This window comes from Sphingomonas sp. R86520 (assembly GCF_042466285.1).
Classification (GTDB): Bacteria; Pseudomonadota; Alphaproteobacteria; order Sphingomonadales; family Sphingomonadaceae; genus Sphingomonas.
This window is the reverse complement of sequence record NZ_JAXHBZ010000001.1, coordinates 2,262,535-2,281,433: the sequence shown is the minus strand read 5'-3', so window position 1 is coordinate 2,281,433 and position 18,899 is coordinate 2,262,535. Positions and strand designations below refer to the sequence as shown.

The 18,899-nt window shown below is 65.4% G+C and carries 17 protein-coding genes; 9 read left to right on the top strand and 8 right to left on the bottom strand.

The features are described 5' to 3' along the window. Positions 1-5 precede the first annotated feature (5 nt). The gene (locus tag SJY41_RS10400) at positions 6-956 is read right to left on the bottom strand and encodes an Mrp/NBP35 family ATP-binding protein (RefSeq protein ID WP_380781447.1); all 951 of its coding nucleotides are present in this window, start codon (positions 954-956) and stop codon (positions 6-8) included. 70 nt (positions 957-1,026) lie between these two features. Here SJY41_RS10400 and hflK point away from each other — a divergent pair, with 70 nt between their 5' ends. The 5 genes from hflK to SJY41_RS10375 all read left to right on the top strand — a co-directional run bounded on the left by hflK (position 1,027) and on the right by SJY41_RS10375 (position 7,852). Then, positions 1,027-2,157 carry a protease modulator HflK gene (hflK, locus tag SJY41_RS10395; protein WP_380781445.1) on the top strand — a complete coding sequence of 377 codons (1,131 nt, stop codon included), beginning with the start codon at positions 1,027-1,029 and terminating at the stop codon, positions 2,155-2,157. Beyond that, positions 2,154-3,020 (top strand): protease modulator HflC, encoded by an 867-nt coding sequence (gene hflC / locus SJY41_RS10390; protein ID WP_380781444.1) that lies wholly within the window; start codon positions 2,154-2,156, stop codon positions 3,018-3,020. Before hflK ends, hflC begins: the two co-directional genes overlap by 4 nt. A gap of 103 nt (positions 3,021-3,123) precedes the next feature. Continuing rightward, the gene (locus SJY41_RS10385; RefSeq protein WP_380781442.1) at positions 3,124-4,680 is read left to right on the top strand and encodes a Do family serine endopeptidase; all 1,557 of its coding nucleotides are present in this window, start codon (positions 3,124-3,126) and stop codon (positions 4,678-4,680) included. Positions 4,681-4,790: 110 nt separating this feature from the next. Next, positions 4,791-6,434: a helicase HerA-like domain-containing protein gene (locus SJY41_RS10380; protein ID WP_380781440.1), complete on the top strand. Its 1,644-nt coding sequence runs from the start codon at positions 4,791-4,793 to the stop codon at positions 6,432-6,434. Between the two features lie 173 nt (positions 6,435-6,607). Then, positions 6,608-7,852 carry a M20 family metallopeptidase gene (locus SJY41_RS10375; protein WP_380781438.1) on the top strand — a complete coding sequence of 415 codons (1,245 nt, stop codon included), beginning with the start codon at positions 6,608-6,610 and terminating at the stop codon, positions 7,850-7,852. Positions 7,853-7,906: 54 nt separating this feature from the next. On the opposite strand, the gene SJY41_RS10370 is transcribed toward SJY41_RS10375, so the two are convergent. From SJY41_RS10370 to SJY41_RS10360, 3 genes are all read right to left on the bottom strand, one after another. After that, a complete protein-coding gene (locus tag SJY41_RS10370; protein WP_380781436.1) occupies positions 7,907-9,019 on the bottom strand; it encodes a serine hydrolase in 1,113 nt (370 codons plus the stop codon). A 117-nt stretch (positions 9,020-9,136) separates the two neighbouring features. Continuing rightward, positions 9,137-10,714 carry an L-aspartate oxidase gene (gene nadB, locus SJY41_RS10365; RefSeq protein WP_380781434.1) on the bottom strand — a complete coding sequence of 526 codons (1,578 nt, stop codon included), beginning with the start codon at positions 10,712-10,714 and terminating at the stop codon, positions 9,137-9,139. Further along, positions 10,711-11,649 carry an ABC transporter ATP-binding protein gene (locus tag SJY41_RS10360; RefSeq protein WP_380781432.1) on the bottom strand — a complete coding sequence of 313 codons (939 nt, stop codon included), beginning with the start codon at positions 11,647-11,649 and terminating at the stop codon, positions 10,711-10,713. The genes nadB and SJY41_RS10360 overlap by 4 nt, the downstream gene beginning before the upstream one ends. Before the next feature lie 286 nt (positions 11,650-11,935). On the opposite strand from SJY41_RS10360, the gene SJY41_RS10355 reads away from it, so the two are divergent. Both SJY41_RS10355 and tldD read left to right on the top strand, forming a co-directional pair. Beyond that, positions 11,936-12,169: a zinc-finger domain-containing protein gene (locus SJY41_RS10355; RefSeq protein ID WP_380781430.1), complete on the top strand. Its 234-nt coding sequence runs from the start codon at positions 11,936-11,938 to the stop codon at positions 12,167-12,169. Between the two features lie 18 nt (positions 12,170-12,187). Beyond that, positions 12,188-13,615 (top strand): metalloprotease TldD, encoded by a 1,428-nt coding sequence (gene tldD / locus SJY41_RS10350; protein WP_380781428.1) that lies wholly within the window; start codon positions 12,188-12,190, stop codon positions 13,613-13,615. Between the two features lie 3 nt (positions 13,616-13,618). On the opposite strand, the gene SJY41_RS10345 is transcribed toward tldD, so the two are convergent. After that, the gene (locus SJY41_RS10345; protein WP_380781426.1) at positions 13,619-13,915 is read right to left on the bottom strand and encodes a CcdB family protein; all 297 of its coding nucleotides are present in this window, start codon (positions 13,913-13,915) and stop codon (positions 13,619-13,621) included. Continuing rightward, the gene (locus tag SJY41_RS10340) at positions 13,915-14,121 is read right to left on the bottom strand and encodes a type II toxin-antitoxin system CcdA family antitoxin (RefSeq protein ID WP_380781424.1); all 207 of its coding nucleotides are present in this window, start codon (positions 14,119-14,121) and stop codon (positions 13,915-13,917) included. Before SJY41_RS10340 ends, SJY41_RS10345 begins: the two co-directional genes overlap by 1 nt. A gap of 88 nt (positions 14,122-14,209) precedes the next feature. Between SJY41_RS10340 and SJY41_RS10335 the strand changes: the two genes are divergently transcribed. Further along, complete coding sequence (locus SJY41_RS10335; protein ID WP_380781422.1) at positions 14,210-14,755, top strand: pyridoxamine 5'-phosphate oxidase family protein; 546 nt, start codon at positions 14,210-14,212, stop codon at positions 14,753-14,755. Positions 14,756-14,806: 51 nt separating this feature from the next. Here SJY41_RS10335 and SJY41_RS10330 read toward each other — a convergent pair whose 3' ends face one another. Next, entirely contained in the window at positions 14,807-16,135 is a 1,329-nt protein-coding gene (locus SJY41_RS10330; protein WP_380781421.1) for a PQQ-dependent sugar dehydrogenase, read from the bottom strand. Positions 16,136-16,278: 143 nt separating this feature from the next. Here SJY41_RS10330 and SJY41_RS10325 point away from each other — a divergent pair, with 143 nt between their 5' ends. Then, the gene (locus SJY41_RS10325; RefSeq protein WP_380781419.1) at positions 16,279-17,760 is read left to right on the top strand and encodes a glycosyltransferase; all 1,482 of its coding nucleotides are present in this window, start codon (positions 16,279-16,281) and stop codon (positions 17,758-17,760) included. Positions 17,761-17,996: 236 nt separating this feature from the next. Here the strand turns inward: SJY41_RS10325 and SJY41_RS10320 are convergent, their stop codons facing one another. Beyond that, positions 17,997-18,896, bottom strand: a complete 900-nt coding sequence (locus SJY41_RS10320; protein WP_380781417.1) for a hemolysin family protein — start codon at positions 18,894-18,896, stop codon at positions 17,997-17,999. Between the last annotated feature and the right edge of the window lie 3 nt (positions 18,897-18,899).

The following is an 18,899-nucleotide window of genomic DNA, read 5'->3' as shown; positions in this document are numbered from 1 at the left end:
CGGTTTCACAGTTTTCCGAGCCATGCGACGACCTGAGTGGCAATCGGCATGAAGACCGTATCGGCAGGGTCTGCGGCGGGGGGAGTGCCAGCGTCCGAGGCAGTGCGGATCGAGATCGTCAGCGGCACCCGGCCGAGGAACGGGATGCCGAGTTCACGCGCCGCCGCCTCTGCACCGCCATTGCCGAACGGGTCGGACGCCTCGCCACAATGCGGGCAGATATAGCCGGCCATGTTCTCGACCAACCCGATGATCGGAATGCCGGCCTTCTCGAACAGGTCGATCGCGCGGCGGGCGTCGATCAGCGCGAGATCCTGCGGCGTCGAGACGATCACCGCGCCCGCTGGCCGGTATTTCTGGACCATCGTCAGCTGGACGTCACCGGTGCCGGGCGGCAAATCGAGCACGAGCGTATCGGTCGCGCCCCAGTCCGCCTCGACCAGCTGGCCGAGCGCGCCCGCCGCCATCGGTCCACGCCAGGCGATCGCCTTGCCGGGCTCGACCAGCTGGCCCATGGACAGCAACGGCACGCCGTACGGAGTCGGAACCGGGTCGAGCACCTTGTCCTTGGCGGTCGGTCGCGTGCCTTCGACGTTCATCAGCCGCGGCTGCGACGGGCCGTAGATGTCGGCGTCGACCAGCCCTACGCGGCGACCGGCACGCGACATCGCGATGGCGAGGTTGGCGGCGAGCGTCGACTTGCCGACGCCCCCCTTGCCACTCGCGACCGCGATCAGCCGCCTAGTGGAACGCTCGGCGGTCATCGCAATGCGCACTTCGGACACATTCGGCTGCGTCGCGGCCATGCGAACGGTGGCTTCCAGAGCATCACGCGCTTGCGGATCAAGTCCGGTCGCATCGATGATGATGCCGATCCGCGTGCCCTCGAGCCGCACGGTGGCGCGTTGGCCGGATACTGCGGCGACTGCCGACTTTACCGCTTCGATGTCGATCATGCGGCGCAGATAGGGGCGGCTGCGGCGCTTGGCACTGTTTTTCCGCCGCCGCACACCTATAAAGGTCAGTATGACGATCTTCTCGCGCTGGTTCCGGCGCCCCGATATCCTCGCCACCGAAACACCGAAAGGCCCCTGGGGCGGCTCGGGTGACGACGGTAACGGCGGCCCGCGCAACCCCTGGGCACTACCACCCGGCGGTCGCAAGCCTGCCGCGAAGCCGACCGCACTCGACGAGTTCCTGCGCAAGGCGCGTGGCTCGGGCGGCGGCGGGGACGGTAGTGGCGGCTTCGGTGGCCTTCCGTCCGGTGCCAATGCCCGTGCACTGTGGGCGATCGGCGTCGCGATCATCGCGGTTGTCTGGGTCCTGTTCACTTCGGTGCATCAGATCGGTCCGCAGCAGCGCGGCGTCGTCACGTATTTCGGCAAGTATGCAGGCACGCTCGATCCGGGCGTTCGGCTGACCATGCCGGCGCCGATCGCCGACGTGACGGTCGTCGACGTGCAGAAGATCCGCACCGACAACTTCCCCGTTGGCGACGGCGAGAATCTGACGCTGACCGGTGATCAGAACATCATCGATCTCGCCTATTCCGTGCGTTGGGATATTTCCGATCCGCGCGATTACGTGTTCCAGCTTGCCGAGCCGAACGAGACGGTCCGTGCCGCCGCCGAGAGCGCGATGCGTGCGGTGGTGGCGACCACGACGCTCGAACAGGCGATCGGCACCGGCCGTACCGTGATCGAGCAGCGCGTCGCCGAACTGACGCAGCAGATTCTCAACGACTACAAGTCGGGCGTCCGTATCCAGGGCGTCGCGATCAAGCAGGCCGCCGCGCCCGCACGGATCGTAGAGGACTTCAACGCCGTTACGGCCGCGCAGCAGGAAGCGATCGCTAACCTCAACCAGTCGAAATCCTACGCTCAGCAGGTCGTGGCGCGCGCGCAGGGTGAGGCGGCGTCGTTCGACAAGGTCTACGAGCAGTACAAGCTTGCGCCTGAAGTGACGCGCCGCCGGATGTATTACGAGACGATGGAAGCGGTTCTCGCCAAGAGCGACAAGACGATCGTCGAGACGCCGGGCGGGGTGGTGCCGTATCTGCCGCTGTCCAACGCCAAGCGCCTGCCGAACCCCGACGTCGCGCCTGCGCCGGCCGCCGCTGCGGCCGCGCCTCAAGCTCAGCCTGGAGCTGCTCAGTGAACGCCGTGAGTTTTCGTAATCCGATCGTCGCCGGTGTCGTCGCGTTGCTGCTGGTGATCCTGGCCGCCGCAACGTTCGCGATCGTCCCCGAGACCAAGCAGGCGGTGATCCTGCGCTTCGGCCAGCCGATCCGCACGGTCAACGCGTGGCAGCCCAACACTCCGTTCGGCCAGACCGGCGCGGGCCTGATCGCGCGCATTCCGTTCGTCGACCGGATCGTCTGGATCGACAAGCGCGTGCAGGATCTGGAGCTAGACAACACGCTGGTGTTGTCGACCGACCAGCTCCGTCTCGAAGTCGATGCCTATGCCCGCTACCGGATCGTCGACCCGCGCAAGATGCGTAACGCGGTCGGCAGCGAGGACCGGATTCCCGATCAGCTTCGGCCAATCCTGGGTTCGGCACTGCGAAACGAACTTGGCAAGCGGCGCTTCGTCGAGTTGCTGAGCCCCGAGCGCTCCGAGTTGATGGACAACATCCAGAAGGGGCTCCAGCGCGTCGCCAGTCAGTACGGCGTCGAGGTCGTCGACGTTCGCATCAAGCAGGCGAACCTCCCCGTCGGCCTGCCGCTCGAAAGCGCCCTCAAGCGCATGTCGAGTGCACGCCAGCAGGAGGCGATCACAATCCGTGCGGAAGGTCAGAAGCAGGCACAGATCGTTCGTGCCCAGGCCGACGCGGATTCTGCAAAGATTTATGCGGAGAGCTTTGGCAAGGATGCCGACTTCTACGACTTCTACCGCGCAATGCAGTCGTACCGCCACACGTTCGGCGCGGATGGCGGGCCGGCGCCGGAAGGATCGACCTCGATCATTCTTTCGCCGAACAACAGTTACCTGAGGGAATTCGAGGGCCGCGGGCGTTAAGCCTGCGGAACCTTTCGATACCGGTTCATATTCAAGCATCGTTCAGCACGGCTTGCCTAAGGGCTACCTGTTTCGAACGATGAAACGAGAGGACAACATCCTAGTGCGTTACGCCTACGCTATCACCAGCGCCCTTCTTCTCGGCGGCGCGACCGCGACGCTGGCGCTTCAGCCAAGCGGTGCGCAGGTTGCGCAGAACGAGCCGGGCGCGATCCAGGCGGTCTCGCCGAAACCCGGCGCGCCGATGAGCTTCGCCGACATGGTCGCGCGGCTCCAGCCTGCAGTCGTCAACATCTCGACCAAGCAGACTATCGTCCAGAAGCAGCAGGCCAATCCGTTCGCGGGTACCCCGTTCGGCGACCTGTTCGGCGGCATGGGCGGCGGCGCTCAGGGCGGTGCCCCCGTGAAGCGCGAGGGCGCCTCGCTCGGTTCGGGCTTCCTCATCTCGCCCGACGGCTATGTCGTGACGAACAACCACGTCATCTCGCCGGGCGCGCAAGGTGCGACCGTCGACTCGATCACCGTGACGCTCAGCGACAAGAAGGAATATGTCGCCAAGGTCATCGGCAAGGATCAGGAATCCGATCTCGCATTGCTGAAGATCGATGCCACGAACCTGCCGTTCGTGAAGTTCGGCGATTCTAACGGCGCGCGTGTTGGCGACTGGGTCGTTGCGATCGGCGAGCCGTTCGGCCTCGGCGGCACCGTGACCGCGGGCATCGTCTCGGCGATCAACCGCGTCACCGGTCAGGGCGGCGCGTACGACCGCTTCATCCAGACCGACGCATCGATTAACCAGGGCAACTCCGGCGGTCCGATGTTCGATTTGAACGGCAATGTGATCGGCGTGAACTCGCAGATCTTCAGTCAGTCGGGCGGGAATATCGGCATCGGCTTCGCAATCCCGGCGGCGGTCGCCAAGCCGATCATCGCCACGTTCATGAAGGGCGGCACGATCGAGCGCGGCTATATCGGCGTTCAGCTGCAGCCGGGCGGCACGATCAACGAAGATACCGCTGCGGCGCTGGGCATCGCCAAGAACCAGGGCGAATTGATCAACGACGTGACGGCCGGCGGGCCGGCGGCGAAGGCAGGCGTGCGTGCAGGCGACGTCGTGACCAAGGTCAACGGGCAGGCCGTGACGGTCGACCAGTCGCTGTCGTATCTCGTCTCGAACGTGAAGCCCGGCGCGACGGCGCGTCTGGACATCCTGCGCAACGGCAAGCCGGTGGCTGCGAGCGTCGTGGTTGCACCGCGTCCGAGCGCAGAGAAGCTTGCCGCAACGTTGGGTGGCGATGCGCAGGGCTTCGGTAGCGATGATGGCGACGATGACGATGATGCAGGCACCGCGGTCGCACCGGCCGCCGGTGCGGCGCTGGGGATCGGCGTACAGCCGCTAACCCCTGCGATCGCGCAGGCGGTTGGGGTCGACGCGACCACGCAGGGCGTCGTTATCGCCGTGGTTGCGCAGACCAGCGATGCTTACGGCAAGCTCAAGCGCGGTGACGTCGTCATCTCGGTCAACGGCACGCCCGTTCGTACTGCAGCCGATCTTCAGAACGCGGTTAATGCCGCGAAGACCGCCGGTCGCCCGCAGGTTCTGCTTCAGGTCAAGCGTGGTCGCAGCCCGGCGCAGTTCCTGCCGGTTAAGATCAAGTAACGCACTACCGGCATGACTGATTGGAAGGACCGTCGCTCTCCCGAGCGGCGGTCCTTTTTCTTTGCGGTCCGCGGGGTTAGGGTCGGCGCTAGGTTACGAGGACGACAAGTATGAGCGACGGCATCTTCATCGGCGCAAGCGTGGACGGCAAGCCGCAGACGCTGGAGCTGAAGCGCGCCAACCGACACGGCCTGATCGCGGGCGCAACCGGCACCGGCAAGACGGTGACGCTGCAGGGGATCATCGAGGGCTTCTCGGCGAACGGCGTGCCGTGCTTCGTCGCCGACGTGAAGGGTGATCTTTCCGGCCTCGCAATGGCCGGCTCGCCGACTGCCAAGACACACACGACCTTTGCCGAGCGCGCCAAGGCGATCGGCGACGACGGCTGGGCCTATGCCGACAACCCGGTGCAATTCTGGGACCTGTTCGGTGAGCAGGGTCATCCGATCCGCACCACAATCAGCGAAATGGGGCCGCTGCTGCTGTCACGCCTGATGGACCTGAACGAGGTGCAGGAGGGCGTGCTGACGATCGCCTTCCACGTCGCCGACAAGGAAGGACTGCTGCTGATCGATCTCGACGATCTGCAGGCGATGCTGACCGAGTGCGCAGGGCGCGCCGACGAACTGACGACCACCTACGGCAACGTCTCGAAACAGTCGATCGGTGCTATCCAGCGGTCGCTGCTCCAGTTGCGCACGCAAGGCGCGGAGAATTTCTTCGGTGAACCCGCGCTGGAGATGAACGACTTCATCGGCGTGGACGATCGCGGGCGGGGCATCGTCAACATCCTCGCGGCCGACAAGCTCATGGCCTCGCCAAAGCTGTATTCGACGTTCCTGCTGTGGCTGATGAGCGAATTGTTCGAGCATCTTCCCGAGGTCGGCGACCCCGACAAGCCGGTGTTGTGCTTCTTCTTCGACGAGGCGCATCTGCTGTTCGACGCGGCGCCGAAAGCGCTGTTGGAGAAGATCGAACAGGTCGTCCGGCTGATCCGCTCGAAGGGGGTGGGCGTGTACTTCATCACGCAGAACCCGATCGACATTCCCGATACCGTCGCGGGCCAGCTCGGCAACCGCGTCCAGCATGCATTGCGTGCGTTCACGCCGCGGGATCAGGCAGCGGTGCGTTCGGCAGCCGAGACGTTCCGCGCCAACCCGGGCGTCGATGTCGCGACGATCATCACCGAGTTGAAAGTGGGCGAGGCCCTGGTGTCGTTGCTGCAGGCGGACGGTTCACCGACCCCGGTCGAACGCACGCTGATCAAGCCGCCCGCGTCGCGTGTCGGGCCGATCACGCCGGCCGAGCGGAAAGTCATGATCGAGACGGACGCGGTCGGGGCGAAATACGACACGCTGGTCGATCGCGAATCGGCCGAGGAACTGCTGGCGGCGAAGACCAAGGAGGCGAGCGCCGCGGCGACCGAGGTGAAGGCGACGACCGAGGCGGAGAAGACGGCCGCCGCGCAGGCCAAGGTCGATGCCAAGGCGGCGAAAGAGGCGGAGCGGGCGCGTGTTGCGGACCAGCGCGAGGCTGACCGGCAGCAGCGCGAGGCCGACCGCGAGGCGGCGAACTCGCCCTGGACCAAGATGGCGACCTCGGCGACCCGGGCGGCGAGTTCGTCGATCGGGCGGCAGGTGGCTAACGAGATCGGCAAGCAGGTGTTCGGGACGAAGTCGCGACGGTCGTCGTCGAGCGGTGGCCTGGTAGGTACCGTGCTGCGCGGGGTTTTAGGCGGACTGTTCCGGGGGTAGACTGTCCCCATAATCAGGGGCGGGCTGCCCCCTAAACGAACACCACCCCGGCGAAGGCCGGGGCCCAGTTGGCAAGGTCGATGTAACGGATCGCCGTCCGCCGTTACCTCTGTTCCCCAACTGGGCCCCGGCCTCCGCCGGGGTGGGGCTCAAATGCTAGACAGGAGTTTCCGATGTCCCTCGATTTCGAATCCACCACCGACTGGACCCCGACCGACTGGACCGCCATCGGCGAGGACAGTCTCGACGACGCGATCACACTCCGCCGCGCAATCCACGCGGATCCCGAAGTCGGCCTGCATTGCCCCCGCACGTCCGACAAGGTGAAGGCCGCACTCGCCGGCCTCCCCCTCGAGATCCGCGAAGGCACCTCGACCACCGGCTTCGTCGCGATCCTGCGCGGCGGCCGCGGTGGCAATGCGGGCGGCAACGGCCGCACGGTATTGCTGCGCGGCGACATGGACGCGCTGCCGATGCAGGAGGAGACCGGCCTGCCGTTCGCCTCGAAGATCGACGGCGCGATGCACGCCTGCGGCCACGATTCCCATACCGCGATGCTGGTCGGCGCGGCCAAGGCGCTCTGCGCGCGGCAAGATGCGCTGCCCGGCACCGTCGTGTTCATGTTCCAGCCGGGCGAGGAGGGCCATCATGGCGCCCGCCACATGATCAGCGATGGCCTGCTCGACTCGCCGCTGCCCGAGGCTGGCTTCGCGCTGCACATCTCGCCCAACATGCCGATGGGCCACGTCGTCAGCCGCGCGGGCACGCTGATGGCGTCGACCGACACGCTCCGGGCGACGATCACCGGGCGCGGCGGCCATGCCGCGATGCCGCACGACTGCCTCGATCCGCTGCCGATCGCCTGCGAAATCGTCACTGCACTCCAGACCTACATCGCTCGACAGGTGGCGGTCACCGATCCCGCCGTCCTCTCGATCACCAAGCTCAACGCGGGCTCCGCGCACAACGTCATCCCGTCGACCGTCGAGATGCTCGGCACGATGCGCACGCTCTCGGAACGAACGCGGGCACAGGTCCGCGCCGCCTTCATCCGCATGGTCGAGGGCATCGCCGCGGCGCACGGCGCCGTTGGTACCCCGACGATCGAGGAAGGCTATCCGGTCACCGTCAACGACGAACGCGCTACCGACCTGATGAAAGCGTGCGCGACCGCGATCGGCGGCGAGGGCGCGTATCAGGTGATGCCGGCGATGATGGGCGCCGAGGACTTCTCCTACGTGCTCCAGAAGCTGCCGGGGGCGATGGCCTTCATCGGTGCCGCGCCCGAGGGCAGCGATCCGCGGACCAACCCGCCGCTCCACAACACGAAGATGACGATCGACGAGCGCGTGATGGCGCACGGCATCGCGATGCATTGCGCAGTGGCGGAGCGGTTCCTGGCAAACGGCTTCGACTGACCGTCTTTCCCGTCACCCTCGATTCAGGGGAGGCGTTACAGCTAGACCTTGGCCTTAGTTCGACGCTCGCGTGGTCCCTGCGTAACTGGCGACCGCCGCGGCTGCCGCCTGGATCAGCCGCTGCCGCTCCGGCATCGGGCGGATGGTGTCGCCGATCATGACGGCGATTGCATATCGACGCCCATCGGGTGCGGTGAGGAGGCCGACGTCGTTGAAGCCGGCGTTGCGGCGGCCAAGGTCCTGGCCGGTGCCGGTCTTGTGCGCGATCTCCCAGCCGCCGGGGAGCGCGGCGCGCAGGCGGGCACGGCCGGTGACCGACCGGCCCATCGTGTCGAGCAGGATCTTGGTCGAGGTTTCCGACAGCAGATCACCCTTTGCCAGCCGGGCGATCGCATCGGCGATCGCGATCGGCGCAGCACCGTCGGGCGGGTTGCGGACGTACGCGTTGAGCGCAGCCTCGCGCGCGGCGGGGGACAGCTTGTTTCGTGCCGTCAGGAAACCGCCATTGACCGCGTAGGCGGGTTGCCAAATCAGACCCGCGGTCCCGCTTTGCAACATGCGCTCGCCAGGGCCGAACCGGATCGCGCCCAGCTGCTTGCGTTCGATCATCGACCGTACCGCGGATGGCCCTCCGACGCGCGTGAGCAATCGGTCGTTCGCCGTGTTGTCGCTATGCGTCAGCGCGCGCGAGAGAAGGTCGCTGATCGTCGTGTGATAGCCGTCGCCCTTCACCAGCATCGCGATCGGCTGGTGGAACAGCGTCAGGTCCTGCGGGCGGACAACGATCGGCTCGTCGAGGCGAAGGCGACCCTGATCGCGCAGGTCCATGACTGTCAGCGCGACCCAGAGCTTGCTGACCGATTGCTGCGGCAGCAACTGGCGACCGCCCGCTTCGACCGTCCAGCCGTCGTCGACCGCACGCACCGCGATCCCCGCCTTGCCCTGAAACCCGCTCTGTAGTTCGGAGATCGCGTTGACTAGGCTGGCGGGAGCAGGACGCGGTGTTCGCGGCAGCGGCGGCGGGACCGGGATCGAGACGAAGCCCTCCCCCTGATGCAAAGGTCCGACCGCCGGCGGGCTGGGCCGCGAGGCCGACCCGCATCCGGTGAGCGCCACGCCTAACATTGCGGTGGCCACAAATCGCTTGAACGCACTCGCCGATGTCATGTTGGTTGAACGCCCTGCACTGAAGACAAGACCCTTATCCGTTGATCGTGCGCGCGAAACCGCAACGGTACGCCGCTGCGACGAACCGCGCGACGGGTGCGCCGAATCGCGACCAGTTCAGGGAACGAGAACCGTATCGATCGCCTCCGGCAGCATGAACGGATAATCCAGCGTGAAGTGTAGCCCGCGGCTTTCATGGCGATGCAGCGCGGAACGCACGATCAGCTCGGCAGTCTGGAGCAGGTTGCGCAGCTCGATCAGGTCAGGCGTGACGCGGAAATGCTGGTAATATTCGGCAACCTCGTCGTTGAGCAGCTTGATCCGGTGCTGCGCGCGCTCGAGCCGCTTCGTGGTGCGGACGATGCCGACGTAATTCCACATGAAGCGGCGGATTTCGGTCCAGGTCTGCTTGATCACGACCTCTTCGTCGGAGTCGGTTACCCGACTTTCGTCCCACGGGCGGATCGGCGGGGGCGGGGGGAGGCTGTCCCACGCCGCGGCGATGCTGTCGGCCGCCGCTTCGCCGAACACGAAGCATTCGAGCAGCGAGTTCGACGCGAGCCGGTTGGCGCCGTGGAGACCGGATTCGGTGCACTCGCCCGCCGCATACAGCCCGGGCAGGTCGGTCTTGCCGTGCTCGTCGATGACGATACCGCCACAGGTATAGTGCTGCGCGGGGACGACCGGGATCGGGTCGGTCGTCATGTCGATGCCAAGGCTCAGCAGCTTCTCGTGAATGTTGGGAAAATGGTGACGAATGAAGTCGGCCGGCATGTGGCTGATGTCGAGGTGGACATAGTCGAGACCGTCACGCTTGATCTCCGCATCGATCGCGCGGGCGACGACGTCGCGGGGCGCGAGTTCCATCCGCTCCGGATCATAGTCGGCCATGAAGCGCATGCCGGTCGACGGGTTGATCAACCGGCCACCTTCACCGCGTACCGCTTCGGTGATCAGGAAATTCTTGACCTCCAGATTGTAGAGGCAGGTCGGGTGGAACTGCATCATCTCCATGTTGGAGACGCGGGCGCCCGCGCGCCACGCCATCGCGATGCCGTCGCCGGTCGCGCCGCGCGGGGCGGTCGAGAACAGATAGGTCCGTCCAGCGCCGCCGGTCGCGAGAATGGTTGCGCGCGCCGTATATAGCGCGACGCGCTCGGTGTGACGGTCGACTGCGTAGACGCCCCAGACATTGCCGGCGCCAGAATAACGTTCCTCGTGGCGGCCGGTAGCGAGGTCGATCGCGATCTGATCGGCGACGAGGGTGATGTTCGGATGCGCTTCGGCGGCTTTCTGCAATGCCTCCTGCACCGCCCAGCCGGTCGCGTCGGCGACGTGGACGATGCGACGATGCGAGTGCCCTCCTTCGCGCGTCAGATGCAACGCGTTGCCTTCGGTCTCGAACGGCACGCCGAGATGTGTAAGTCGCTCGATTGCAGCGGGAGCACCCTCGACCACCATCTCGACGATCGCGCGGTCATTGAGCCCCGCGCCCGCGACCATCGTGTCCTCCACATGGTTCTCGAACGTGTCGCCGGGTTCGAGCACCGCGGCAATCCCGCCCTGAGCCCAAGCGGTCGAGCCTTCGTTGAGCGCCCCCTTGGCCAGCACGGTGACCTTGAAACGGTCGGCGAGGTTCAACGCGGCAGTCAGCCCGGCAGCGCCCGAGCCGACGATCAGGATGTCGCTCGTCATGCGTTGGCGGCGCGAGTCAGGCTGAGGAAGACGTCCTCCAGATCGGGTTCCTTGGTCGAGACGTCGACGATGCCGAAGCCGCCGGACTGGATCGCGGCAAGGACTTCGCCGGCGTTCACGCGGTCCTTCTTGTAGGTGATTTCGAGCGTGCGGGTGCCCTTCAGCGCGATCTTTTGGAAGCACGCGTTGGCGGGAATATCGGTCACGTCGCGGTCGACAGTGACGGCGACGATCTTCTCCTGCGCCTTCCCGACCAGTTCGCGGGTCGGTTCGTTCGCGATCAGGCGACCGTTGTTGATGATCGCGATCCGGTCGCAGAGTTCTTCGGCTTCCTCGAGGTAGTGCGTGGTCAGGACCACCGTCACGCCCGCCTGGTTGAGGCTGCGGACGTAGGTCCAGAGCTGCTGGCGGAGTTCGATATCAACGCCCGCTGTCGGTTCGTCGAGGACGAGGACAGGGGGCGAATGGACCATCGCCTTCGCCACCATCAGCCGGCGCTTCATCCCGCCCGACAGCGTGCGGGCATAGGCGTGGGCCTTGTCTTCCAGATGTACCGCGCGGAGCAGTTCCATCGTGCGGCGTTTCGCCTTGGGGACGCCGTAAAGTCCAGCCTGGATCTCCAGCGTCTCGAACGGCGAGAAGAACGGGTCGAACAGGATCTCCTGGTTGACGATGCCGATCGATGCCTTGGCGTTGCGCGGGTGCTGGTCGGTGTCGAAACCCCAGATCACCGCGCTGCCGTCGGTCTTGTTGACGAGGCCGGCGAGGATGTTGATCAGCGTCGACTTGCCCGCGCCATTGGGGCCGAGCAGTCCGAAGATCTGGCCACGCGGCACGTCGAAGGTCACCCCATCTAGCGCGCGCTTGGGCTCGGCCGTGCCGACGGGCGCGTAGGTTTTGCAGAGGTTCGTGATGGCGATCGCAGCTTCGGTCATGGTTGCGGCATAGCGGGGCGTCGCGGGCGGGTCATCCCCTGGGGAGTGTCAAAGAAGATTTGTTCGCGCAGAGACGCAGGTGACACGGAGGTGTCGCGTTTGTCGCGAAGCGACCGTTCAATCATTTACCTGCGGAACAGCTTATGATGTCTACCGACCGATAGGCTGGGTGCAACACCTCAGCGTCCTCTGCGCCTCTGCGCGAACCCAACCTTCCTTCTCCCTTCGTAGCTGACAGAAGGAAGAAGCAATTGCCGGCCCCGCCCGCGCTTGCTATCGCCGCCTCATGCATCCGCCGCTCGAAACCACCCGCGTCACCCACGCCCGCGTCGCCTGTGACGGCGCTACCGACATTCCCGGCGGCGCTGCGCTCGGCCATCCGCGCGTCTGGTTGCAGATCGATGAAACCGGCTATGTCGACTGCGGCTATTGCGACCGGCGTTTCATCCTGGTCGGCGGCCCTGCGGACGGTGCGGACCGGTCGACTTTGCGTGATCACGGGGATGGCGCGGGGCGCTAAGCCTCTTATATCTATCGGATGACGATAGCTGCAGACCCCCGTTCGTTTCTCTACCGCGATACTCTGGACCCCGAGCAGGCGCAGGCGCTGACCGCCAAGGCGCTCGCCCGCGCCGATGACGGCGAGCTGTATCTCCAATATCGCAAGGCAGAGGCGTTCGGGTTCGACGACGGCCGGCTAAAGACCGCGTCGTACGATACCAGCTCGGGCTTCGGTCTGCGTGCGGTGTCGGGCGAGATGACCGCATTCGCGCATTCCAACGAGATGACGCCTGCCGCAATTCGTCGCGCTGCCGAGACGATGGCGCTGATCGAGCCGGGCGTGGGCGCGAAGGCGGGGCCACCGCAGGGCACGAACCATCACCGCTACACCGCTGCCGATCCGCTCGACCTGGTGCCGTTCGCCGACAAGGTGAACCTGTGCCAGACGATCGACGCCGCAGCGCGCGCGCGCGATCCTCGCGTGGCGCAGGTGTCGGTCAGCCTGTCGGGGACGTGGTCGGTGGTTGAAATCGTCCGCGCAGATGGTTTTATCGCGACCGACGTTCGGCCGTTGGTGCGTCTCAACGTGTCGATCGTCGCCGAGCAGAACGGGCGACGCGAGACGGGCAGCTACGGGATCGGCGGGCGCTATCTCTACAACGACCTGTTCGAGCCGGAGACGTATAACAGGGCGATCGACGAAGCCTTGTCGCAGGCGTTGGTCAATCTCGACTCGATTGCAGCCCCTGCCGGCGAGATGACGGTGCTGCTCGGCAATGGCTGGCCCGGCATCCTGCTGCACGAGGCGATCGGTCACGGGCTGGAGGGCGATTTTAATCGCAAGGGGACGTCGGCGTTCTCGGGGCGGATCGGCGAACGCGTCGCGGCCGAGGGTGTTACCGTGGTCGACGATGGTTCGCTGCAGGATCGGCGCGGGTCGCTGACAATCGACGACGAGGGCACGCCGACGCGCGAGACCGTGCTGATCGAGGATGGCATCCTCAAGGGTTACATGCAGGACCGCCTCAACGCGCGACTGATGGGCGTCGAGGCGACCGGTAACGGGCGCCGCGAGAGCTACGCGCATGCGCCGATGCCGCGGATGACAAACACCTTCATGAAGGCCGGCAACGACGATCCGGCCGAATTGCTGTCGCGCGTGAAGAAAGGCATCTTTGCCAAGGCGTTCGGCGGCGGGCAGGTCGATATCGTGTCGGGCAAGTTCGTGTTCAGCTGCACCGAGGCGTATCTGATCGAGGACGGCAAGCTTGGCGCACCGATCAAGGGCGCGACGCTGATCGGCGACGGGCCGAGTTCGCTGACCAAGGTGCGCGGGATCGGTAACGACTTTGCGCTCGACGAGGGCATCGGGATTTGCGGCAAGGGTGGGCAATCGGTGCCGGCGGGCGTCGGGCAGCCGACGTTACTGGTCGATGGGCTTACCGTTGGCGGGACGGCGGCCTAGCCTTCAGTAACTGCCCGTCAGCATGTCGATCGCGCTGCCGATCCGGTATTCGTGCTCGACGAGTGATGTTGTTGGCTCGGACAGCAGTTTCGTCGAAATCGCGGCTGCCAGGTGCGTCTGCATGACGTATTCGGTGCCGTGAATTGCGAAGACCGGGTTCAACCGTCGATCTCCACCGGGCACATCGGCGTACAACCGGAGAGGTACGATGAAACGACTGTTCAAGTCCGATAGCAAATTGGACTGGCAGTCGAGCCAATACCCTCCTTCGGGTGCGGGGTAGACGTCGAAGCGCGCCATCAAGCCAATCGATATCGATCGAGCGGCAGGCCATTCTCTTCGATCCAGGCGTTGTTTGCCGTGATCCAGTCGCGATGCTCCTCGCGCCATTTTTCTTCTTGCACACGCTTTGCCGCCGCGCGGATTGCAGCCTCGCTGACCTGTGACAGATTGATCCCCGCTTCTCGTGCCGCTGCAACGATACCTGTATCGAGCGACAGGTTCACGGATTTGCGCTTGCCGGTGGCGATTGGATCATGTCTCATGCGCACAGAGTATGCGCCTGCCTGCCGCGCGTCAATTCGGAGCCGACCGATGGAATTCTTCCCCGCGCTCACCGACGAGCATCGTGCTTTCGTTGCTCGGCAGCCGGTGTTCTTCGTTGCGACCGCCGCCGAGGGTGCGCGGATCAATCTCAGTCCCAAGGGGATGGACAGTTTTCGCGTGCTGGATGCGAAGACGGTCGCGTATCTCGACGTTGGCGGCTCCGGGAACGAGACGAACGCGCATCTGGCGGCGGACGGACGCATCACGATCATGTTCTGCGCGTTCGACCAGCCGGCGCTGATCTTCCGCATCTACGGCAAGGGTCGCGCGGTGTTGCCGCAGGATGCCGAGTGGACCGACCTGTATGCGCAGTTCACGCATCTGCCTGGGACGCGGCAGATCTTCGTAATCGATGTCGACGAGGTGCAGACGAGTTGCGGGTGGGGCGTGCCGTTCATGACGCTGGACCGCGAGCGCGAGACACTGTCGAAATATCACGCCGCGCAGGCTGGCACCGAGCGACTGGCGAAATGGGCCGGACGGACGAAGAGCATCGACGGGCTGCCCGTGCGGGTTGAGACCATCGCGCCGTAAGGTACCGACCGGGTCCGACGTTAGGGGCGAACTCGCGCTCGCCCCCTATGATCACTTGCCGGCGCTGACCCGCCAGATCACGTTGCCGACATCGTCTGCGACCAGCAGCCCGCCGATCTTGTCGATGATGACACCGACAGGACGCCCCCGCGCGTCGCCGTCCTTGTTCAAGAAGCCGCCTAGTATGTCGACGGGCTTCACGTTCGCCGCCGGGAAGCCGGTGTCGCCGAAGGGAATGTAGACGACCTTGTAGCCCGAGACGGGCTTGCGGTTCCATGAGCCGTGTTCGCCGACGAATGCGCCGTTGGCGAAACGATCGCCGAGCTTCGCGTCGGTCGAGAAGGTCAGGCCGAGCGCCGCGACGTGTGGTCCGAGGGCGTAGTCGGGACGCTTCGAATATTGCTGGAGCGCGGGGTTCTTCGGCTCGACCCGGCTGTCGGGATAGCCGCCCCAATAATACCAGGGCCATCCGAAATTATCGCCGAACTCGACCTGCGTCAGGTAATCGGGCGCGAGATCGGAGCCGAGCTGGTCACGCTCGTTGACGACGGTCCAGAGGCCGCCGGACTTCGGGTTGATCGCCATGCCGTTCGGATTGCGCAGGCCGGCGGCGTAGATCCGCCAGTTCTTGTCCTTCGGCCAGACCTGCAGGATGTTGGCGCGGTATTTCTCGGCGTCCATGCCGTTCTCGGCGATATTGGTCGACGAGCCGACGCCGACGTACAGCGTCTTGCCGTCGGCTGCAGTGATGACGTTGCGGGCCCAGTGATTGCCGCCAGGGTTGAGTTTAATGACCAGTTCGGGCTTGGCGGTGATCTTGGTTTCGCCGTCGGTGTAGGGCACGCGGACGAGCGCGTCGGTGTTGCCGATGTAGAGCTGACCGTCGAGCAAGGTCATGCCGAACGGCGAGTTGAGGCCGGTCATGAACACCGACTTCGTCTCAGCAACGCCGTCACCGTCCGCGTCGCGCAGCAGCGTGATGCGGTTGGCGGACGGCGTGCCTGCGCCAGCGCGGCCCATCAGCACCTTCATCACCCAGCCGGTGATGCCGCCGCCTTCGCGCGGGGGCGAGTTGGTTTCGGCGACCAGCACGTCGCCGTTGGGCAGGCGGTACATCCAGCGCGGGTGGTCGAGGCCGGTCGCGAACGGCTGGACCTTCAGTCCGGCGGCGGGCGTCGGCATCGCGCCGTTCTGCCAACCGACGACCTTGGCCACCTTGACGGTCGGGATCGTCTGGATGCGGGGATCGGTGATCTTGGGCAGCTTGCCGGCGACCTGGTCGACCGACAGTTCGGCGGTGTCGGGCCAGGCAACATAGGCGACACCCGCGGCGATCACGAGCAGGATCAGGCCGAGCACGATGAGAATGTGTTTGCGCATCGGTCGAGGATAGTCGCACACCGAAGCCTGCGAAAGGCGCAAATGCGCATCTGCGTGACGCTGCGTTTCAGCGTTCCTCAACCCTTTCACGGGCTAAGCTGCCGACCATGGTATCCGACCGTTCATTCGCGGGATCGCGCGCGATGCGTGTCGTGGTCGCGCTGCCGCTAGTGACGTTCGCCGCTTACGGTGCGTTCTCGCTTCCCGGCTTGTGGCGCGACTGGCATGTTTCGCCATCGGCGTTGGTCATCGTGGCTGCGTGGCTGGCGATCGCCGCGCTGCCGCTGATGATGCTTCGCCGGACTTCGCCGATCCCGATGCTGGCGACCATGGCCGTCCTCGCGATCGCGTTGCGGATCGGCATGGCGTTGCTGGTCGACGGCCGCGCTCCGCTCGGCGACGCGCGAAGCTACGTCATACTTGCGCAGCATTTGTCCGAAGGGCGAGGGCTGGTCATCTTCGACCCGTTCATGGGCGTCGAGACGCGCGCCTTGTATCCGCCCGTCTATCCGATCCTTCTCTCTGCCTGGGGGGCGGCGATGGGACTGTCGACCGGTTCGCTGACGCTGATCGGCACGGTGGTCGACCTGGCGACCGCAGCGGCGATGATCGCGTTGGCGCAGCGACTGGGAAGACGGTCCGCGGGGATCGCGGCGGCGTGGCTGTACCTGATCTGGCCGTCCGTGCTGTCGTCGGCACCGCTTGCGCAGAAGGAGGGCGTTTGCGCTCTGCTCGCCGTGTTGCTGGCGTTGCAATGGATCAAAATTGCCCAGGAGACGAAGCTGCAAGCGGTACGGTCCGCAGGGGATGATACGCAACGCGATCCAGGAACCGGCGCTCGGTGGTGGCGCGCATCAGTACCGCTTGGAGTGACTGCAGGCCTGCTTGCCTTGACGCAACCCGGCGAGGCACCCCTGGCCGTTCTGTTCGGCCTCGTTGCCGCGACCATTTGCGGATGGCGGCGGATGATCGCGATCGGCTTGCGCGCCGTACCGTTCGCAGTCCTGGTCCTGATGCCATGGTGGATCCGCAACGCAATCCTGTTCGGCGGTTTCGTACCGCTGACCAGCGCGGGTGGCTATGGGTTGTGGATCGGCAACAACCCGGATGCGACCGGTCACTGGATGGCTCCGCCCCGACAGCTCGACGGTATGCCGGAAATCCAGCTCAGCAAGGCCGCCGCGGCGCTCGCGGTCGAGTGGATTTTTACTCATCCGGTGACGTTCGTGCGCCTCACCGCCACCAAGGCGCTGCGGGCCTGGGGCGTTGCTGAGTCGGGAGCGTCGCGGTTTGCCGACCTGCGTCCGTCGATCACGCCGGCGATTACGGCGATCGTCTTCGGCGTGTCGCAAGCCGCCCATCTCGGCCTGTTGGCTGGCGCGGCGTTCGCGACATACATCCGCAAGGCTCCAGGGGGGGCGCTGGCTTCACTGTTGGTACTCGCCTGCATCGCGCAGACATTGGTCTTCGGAGTGTGGTTCGAGTTCGGCGAGCGTCATCGCGATTTTGCGACGCCGTTCCTGCTGCTGCTGGTGGCGTTCGGCTGCAGCAGCGCCGCCGCGTACCGTGAAACCCGACGATCGAATGCCGGCGAGGTGGTAGGACCCGGCGATAGGGAGCGCTGATAGGCTGTTGATCGGCCTTTGCGACGAATACACGGCGAACTGCGTAAATGCTGCTTGGGCTTCGGGTCGCCGACCTTGGAATCGCGACGCAAATGCCGGATCGAAAGACTGGACGGCTACTCCCGATCGAAAGCCGGGTCCCTACGTTTCGGCTCCTGTCGTCCGCTACTGCCATCCTGGCTCGGCCAAGACAGCGGCAGCACACCGTGAAGAGGCGACGGTCAGACGCTATCCCGTCAATCGTCGTCCTCTAGCGGCACGACCGGTGGATGCAGGCGCAGCCGGTTGATGCGGCGTTCATCGGCCTCGGTGATCTCGAACTTCCACCCGCTCGGGTGATCCACGCATTCGCCGATGCGGGGAACGTGCCCTGCAAGCAACGCCGCGAGTCCGCCAAGCGTGTCGACGTCACCGTCCGCCTCGGCAAGCCGCGCGTCGATCAGTTGCGCAACGTCCTCGAGTTCGGCGCGCGCGTCCGCATCCCATGCACCGCCATCGATCGGCACGAGCAACGCTTCCGGCGCGTCGTCATGTTCGTCTTCGATGTCGCCGACGATCTCCTCGATCAGATCCTCGATCGTGACGAGACCCTCGGTGCCGAAATACTCGTCGAGCACGACGGCAAGATGGACTCGCTTCTGGCGCATGTCGGCCAGCAGATCGAGCGCACCGCGCGACATGGGGACGTAGAGCGGCTCGCGGATCAGGTCGGCGATCGAGGCGGGATGCTCGGCGCCGGTCGCGAGGATGTTGAAGACGTCCTTGATGTGGACCATGCCGATGATCGTATCGAGCTTTTCGCGGTACACCGGCAGGCGGCTATGGCCCGCTTCGGCGAAGAGCTGGACGAGATCGGCAAAGCTGATGCCTTCTTCGACCGCGACGATGTCGGCACGCGGGACGCCGACGTCGCCGGCATCGCGCTCGCCGAAATGGAGCAGGTTGCGAACCATCTGGCGCTCGAGCGGGGTGAGATCACCGACGGCGTCGGGAGCGGGATCGCCCTCGTGCCGGTCGATCGCATCCTCGAGCTGATCGCGCAGTGATTCGTCGGGAGTACCAAAGATCAGGCCCTTCAGCCCGCGCCAGATACTGTCGGTACTATCGCCGTTTCCGGCATTGGGGCCATCGGCCATCGT

Bases quoted from the DNA above. Each gene is read 5' to 3' on its own strand.
- SJY41_RS10325 (WP_380781419.1), top strand. From the start codon at position 16,279: ATGCGTGTCGTGGTCGCGCTGCCGCTAGTGACGTTCGCCGCTTACGGT.
- SJY41_RS10370 (WP_380781436.1), bottom strand. From the start codon at position 9,019: ATGACATCGGCGAGTGCGTTCAAGCGATTTGTGGCCACCGCAATGTTA.
- SJY41_RS10355 (WP_380781430.1), top strand. From the start codon at position 11,936: ATGCATCCGCCGCTCGAAACCACCCGCGTCACCCACGCCCGCGTCGCC.
- SJY41_RS10400 (WP_380781447.1), bottom strand. From the start codon at position 956: ATGATCGACATCGAAGCGGTAAAGTCGGCAGTCGCCGCAGTATCCGGC.
- SJY41_RS10330 (WP_380781421.1), bottom strand. From the start codon at position 16,135: ATGCGCAAACACATTCTCATCGTGCTCGGCCTGATCCTGCTCGTGATC.
- SJY41_RS10375 (WP_380781438.1), top strand. From the start codon at position 6,608: ATGTCCCTCGATTTCGAATCCACCACCGACTGGACCCCGACCGACTGG.
- SJY41_RS10335 (WP_380781422.1), top strand. From the start codon at position 14,210: ATGGAATTCTTCCCCGCGCTCACCGACGAGCATCGTGCTTTCGTTGCT.
- SJY41_RS10360 (WP_380781432.1), bottom strand. From the start codon at position 11,649: ATGACCGAAGCTGCGATCGCCATCACGAACCTCTGCAAAACCTACGCG.
- SJY41_RS10320 (WP_380781417.1), bottom strand. From the start codon at position 18,896: ATGGCCGATGGCCCCAATGCCGGAAACGGCGATAGTACCGACAGTATC.
- hflK (WP_380781445.1), top strand. From the start codon at position 1,027: ATGACGATCTTCTCGCGCTGGTTCCGGCGCCCCGATATCCTCGCCACC.
- nadB (WP_380781434.1), bottom strand. From the start codon at position 10,714: ATGACGAGCGACATCCTGATCGTCGGCTCGGGCGCTGCCGGGCTGACT.
- SJY41_RS10345 (WP_380781426.1), bottom strand. From the start codon at position 13,915: ATGGCGCGCTTCGACGTCTACCCCGCACCCGAAGGAGGGTATTGGCTC.
- SJY41_RS10380 (WP_380781440.1), top strand. From the start codon at position 4,791: ATGAGCGACGGCATCTTCATCGGCGCAAGCGTGGACGGCAAGCCGCAG.
- tldD (WP_380781428.1), top strand. From the start codon at position 12,188: ATGACGATAGCTGCAGACCCCCGTTCGTTTCTCTACCGCGATACTCTG.